Annotated in this window: 5 protein-coding genes; 4 read left to right on the forward strand and 1 reads right to left on the reverse strand. The window is 54.7% G+C overall.

Translation table 11 applies throughout. The features are described from left to right. Positions 1 to 174: 174 nt before the first annotated feature. The 4 genes from AXE65_RS05330 to AXE65_RS05345 all read left to right on the forward strand — a co-directional run bounded on the left by AXE65_RS05330 (position 175) and on the right by AXE65_RS05345 (position 3,817). Positions 175 to 639, forward strand: a complete 465-nt coding sequence (locus AXE65_RS05330; RefSeq protein ID WP_068389127.1) for an Rsd/AlgQ family anti-sigma factor — start codon at positions 175 to 177, stop codon at positions 637 to 639. A gap of 126 nt (positions 640 to 765) precedes the next feature. Then, a complete protein-coding gene (locus tag AXE65_RS05335; RefSeq protein WP_068389129.1) occupies positions 766 to 2,667 on the forward strand; it encodes an ATP-binding cassette domain-containing protein in 1,902 nt (633 codons plus the stop codon). 6 nt (positions 2,668 to 2,673) lie between these two features. Then, positions 2,674 to 3,276, forward strand: coding sequence for a mechanosensitive ion channel family protein (locus AXE65_RS05340; protein ID WP_068389132.1), 603 nt, complete (start codon positions 2,674 to 2,676; stop codon positions 3,274 to 3,276). A 103-nt stretch (positions 3,277 to 3,379) separates the two neighbouring features. Further along, positions 3,380 to 3,817, forward strand: a complete 438-nt coding sequence (locus AXE65_RS05345; protein ID WP_068389136.1) for a DUF4124 domain-containing protein — start codon at positions 3,380 to 3,382, stop codon at positions 3,815 to 3,817. Positions 3,818 to 3,963: 146 nt separating this feature from the next. Here the strand turns inward: AXE65_RS05345 and AXE65_RS05350 are convergent, their stop codons facing one another. Continuing rightward, positions 3,964 to 4,299 carry a hypothetical protein gene (locus tag AXE65_RS05350; RefSeq protein WP_068389137.1) on the reverse strand — a complete coding sequence of 112 codons (336 nt, stop codon included), beginning with the start codon at positions 4,297 to 4,299 and terminating at the stop codon, positions 3,964 to 3,966. Between the last annotated feature and the right edge of the window lie 108 nt (positions 4,300 to 4,407).

Below are 4,407 nucleotides of genomic sequence, written 5' to 3' on the forward strand. Positions count from 1 at the left end.
AGCGTCCGTTTCATGACCACCTCCTCGGCGGTCAGTAAAACCGGACAGTTCATTTGCTACTGATGCGGACAGATTACTTATCACTGACAGAGGGGAGAGCACGGCTTGAAAGCCGCTGGCATCCGGCATACCCTGCGTACTTTATCTTGCCAAACATAAGGAAAGGGCTTTTCCATGCTCGAACATTGCCAAAGCGCCAGCGAACGCTGGGGTGGGGTCAACCAACTGCTTGACCGCTGGCTCGCCGAACGCAAAGACCTCGCCGATGCTTACAGCCACTTGCAAAATAACGGCAAGCCGCTAGCCGTGACCGAACAAAGCCTGCAAGCCTTTTGCCAATTATTGATGGACTATGTATCCGCTTGGCATTTTGAACTGCACGAGCAATTAGGCCAAGAAGCGCAAGTGTTTGGCGATACCAAGGCGCTGGCTTTTGACGAACAAATTACCCCACGCCTTAACAGCATTACCGAAAGCCTGGTGGCCTTTAACGACCGCTACGACAACGGCGATAGCCGCGACAACCTAACCTTCACCAGTGAACTCAAAAACTTAGGCCAACTTCTGCACGAACGTTTTGAACTGGAAGACTGCCTGATCGAAGTGCTGCACAAAGCGCACGCCAAACCCACCGCTTAACCCTAACCCTTAAAACCTCTCGCCCGCTTGCGAAAAGAGGGGAGAGGGTAAAAAACCGTAACCCTTTTCTCTTTTCTTAAGTTAAGCAACGGCGCTTTGCGGGAGAGAGGCAGAGAGTGCTGTCCCATGATTAAACTGCAAAACCTCCATCTGCAACGTGCAGGCAAGGCACTACTTTCCGGCGCGGATTTAACCCTGCATGCGGGGCATAAAGTCGGTTTAACCGGCGCCAATGGTGCGGGCAAGTCCAGTCTGTTTGCGCTGCTGCAAGGGCAGTTGGCTGTAGATGCAGGCCATTTGGAAATCCCGGCTAACTGGCGCATTGCCCATATGCAGCAAGAGGTCGAAAGTCTTGAACGCCTTGCCGTCGATTATGTGTTAGATGGTGACACCGCGCTGCGGCAAATCCAGCAGAGGCTTGCCGAGGCCGAAATCAGTGGCGATGGTGCCGCTATCGCGCACCTGCATCATGAACTGGAAAGTGCAGACGGCTACAGCGCCGATGCCCGCGCACGCAAACTGCTGGCGGGCTTAGGCTTTAGCGAAGCGCAGATGAACCGGCCAGTAGGGGATTTTTCCGGCGGGTTTCGTATGCGGCTTAATCTGGCGCAGGCGCTGATGTGCCCGTCCGACTTGCTGCTGCTTGACGAGCCGACTAACCATCTGGATCTGGATGCCATTTTGTGGCTGGAAGATTGGCTAAAAAGCTACCCCGGCACGCTGCTGTTGATTGCCCACGACCGCGACTTTCTTGATGCCGTGGTCTCGCACATTGTGCAGGTGGAGCAACATAAGCTCTGGCTTTATCGCGGCGGCTATACGGCTTTTGAACGCGCCCGCGCCGAACGTTTGGCGCAGCAACAAAGCGCCTTTGACAAGCAGCAAGCGCAGCGTGCGCATATGGAAGCCTTTGTCCGTCGCTTTGCCGCCAAGGCGAGCAAGGCGCGGCAAGCACAGAGCCGCCTTAAAGCCTTGCAGCGCTTGCAGGAAATCGCCCCGGCGCATGCCGACAGCCCGTTTGATTTTGCCTTCCGCGAAGCTGCGCGTGCGCCCAATCCCTTGTTACATATCCGTGATGGCGCTCTGGCCTATGGCGAAACCATCATTTTGCAAAACATCCAGCTCAGTCTTGCCCCCGGCGCTCGCATTGGCCTGTTAGGGCCGAACGGTGCGGGTAAGTCCACGCTGATTAAGGCACTTGCCGGCAGTCTTGCGCCCGCAGCGGGTCACTGGCAACGCGGCGAGCATTTGGCGATTGGCTACTTTGCCCAGCATCAGCTGGAAGCGCTGGACGGTGCGATGAGCCCGCTGCTGCACCTTAAGCGCATTGCGCCACAAGAACGCGAGCAAACCCTGCGCGACTTTTTGGGCGGCTTTGATTTTCGTGGGTCACGCTGCGAGGAGCCTACGGTTAATTTTTCCGGCGGCGAAAAAGCGCGGCTCGCCTTGGCGCTGATTGCCTGGCAGCAGCCCAATCTGCTGTTGATGGACGAGCCGACCAACCATCTGGACTTGGAAATGCGCCATGCCTTGACACTGGCGCTACAGGAATTTTCCGGCGCGGTGTTGCTCGTCTCGCACGACCGTCATTTGCTGAAAAGCACCTGTGATGAGTTCTGGCTGGTCGCTGCGGGGCGGCTAGAGACTTTCTCCGGCAGCCTGGATGACTACGCGCGTTGGCTTACGGCGTTTCGCGCCCAGCAAAAGCCCATTGCCCTGCCCGTCGAAAGCAAAGAAGACCGCCGCGAACAACGCCAGCAGGCCGCGCAGCAGCGCAAGCCACGCAGCGCGTTAAAAAAACAGGCGGAAAAACTGGAAGCGCAGCTTTCCAAGCTGCAAGAAAAACTCGCGGCTTTGCATCAACGCCTCGCAGACAGCCGCCTGTATGATGGCACCGGTAAGGACGAACTGCGCGAGCTGCTCGCCGCACAGGATATATTGCAAGGCGAGCAGGAGGCGCTGGAGGAGGCCTGGCTTGAGGCGCTGGAGGCGCTGGAAGCTGGGCAATCACTTAAAAGGTTTGATTGATCGCTTATGGATGATGACCTGCTGCAACTGTTAAATGATTGGGGACAGCCGCTACTGCATGGCGTGCATGTGCTGCTCATTGTGTTTCTCGCCTGGCTCGCGCAGCGTATTGTGACGCGTGGCATCAGCCGCATGGGGCAGCACTACCCGGGGCTGCCGCAAGAAGTGCTGCTGCCGCTGCGCGGCCTGTTGCGCTGGTTGATTTTAGGCAGCGCCCTGCTGCTGGTGCTGGAACGCTTAGGCGTATCCGCCAAGGTGCTGTGGACCGCCGTGACCGGCTTTACCGCAGTGGCGGCCGTGGCGTTTTTTGCCATTTGGAGCGTGCTGTCCAACCTGTTTTGCGCGGTACTGATTTTTGCCCTGGGACCGTTTCGGCTGGGCGATGTGGTTGAAGTGATCGACAGCGGCGAAAAGCCCGGCGTAAAGGGGCGAGTGATCAGCATCAACCTGTTTTACACCACGCTAAAAGATGTCACCGAAATGGGCGCAGGCGCATTGCTGCAAATCCCCAACAGTTTGTTTTTCCAGCGCTCAGTACGGCGTTGGCGCGCGCCGGATTTACGCAAGCAGGCGTTGCCTGCCAAGCCGGTGACGACCCCGCCTGCTTAAGAAGCCTGTCCGCAGCCGACTGAGGACAGGCTCTAAGAGGTTTGGCGGGCTTTTGGTTATAGTAAGTGCCTTCTTTTGGCTCTGAGATTTAAGGATATAATCCATGCGAAATCGAGTGTTTATCGCGGCTTTGCTGCTGGTTTGCAGTGCATCTGTTAGTGCGCAGCAGATTTACCGCTGGGTGGATGAAAAAGGTTCGGTGCATTTTGGCGCACAGCCGCCACAAGGGGTGGAGGCCGAGCGTATCAGTGCCAAAGCACCCCGCCCGAGCGGTGTTGCCGCACCGGCTGCGAACAAAGCAAGCGGTGTGATGGATGCCAAGCAGCAGGAAATTGAACTGCAAGTTAAAAATGAAGTGGCCGAGCAGGAAGCCGAACGCAAGATGTTTTGCGAGCAAACACGCACCAATTTGGCACAACTGCGCAATAACCCGCGCTTAAGTTATGTCGATGAGGAGGGGAAAACCCATATATTGTCGGACGAAGAGCGGCAGCAGCGTCTCAATGATGCCGAGCAGTCGGTTAAGGACTTTTGTCTGTAATACCATGCGCGTTGTGGTTAATTGATAAAGTTTAGCTCTCGGCCGAGATTGTCTCGGAATTGTCTCGGAGGCGTTGACAAACAGGTTAAACACAGCAGAAACAAAAAAGCCCGCTTCATAGCCGGGCTTTTTTGATTACGCAGTTATTATTTACGAATAAGCCTCTTGCCCAAACTGTCAACAAGCTCATCACCCTTAAGGGTATAGATAACTCGCGTCCCGCTAATGATATTTTCACCATTAACAGAATAAACATTCTTATGTTCGCGGCCAAAGATATCAGACGTAACCTCTACCTTATTGGAGTCGACAGCTTTTATGGTTATGTCGTTGGTCGATGCGTAGCTGAAAGGGTCAGATTTCTCTTCCGCTTTTTTAGGACTTGGATCAATCCACTCACCTGCAAATTTATCAGCGTCACTGCCACAAGCCGCCAACAAAGCGAAACCAGCTACCAGCCCAAGTTTTTTGAAACTTCCCATATAATGCATCTCTCTTTTAAATAAGGGTCTTAGGAAGCAAACATGTTTTTATGGCATGATAACTTCCTGATATGACTGGTAAAAATAGGTACTTCAAACGTTCGAAAA

The organism is Ventosimonas gracilis (assembly GCF_001580025.1).
Lineage (GTDB): Bacteria > Pseudomonadota > Gammaproteobacteria > Pseudomonadales > Pseudomonadaceae > Ventosimonas > Ventosimonas gracilis.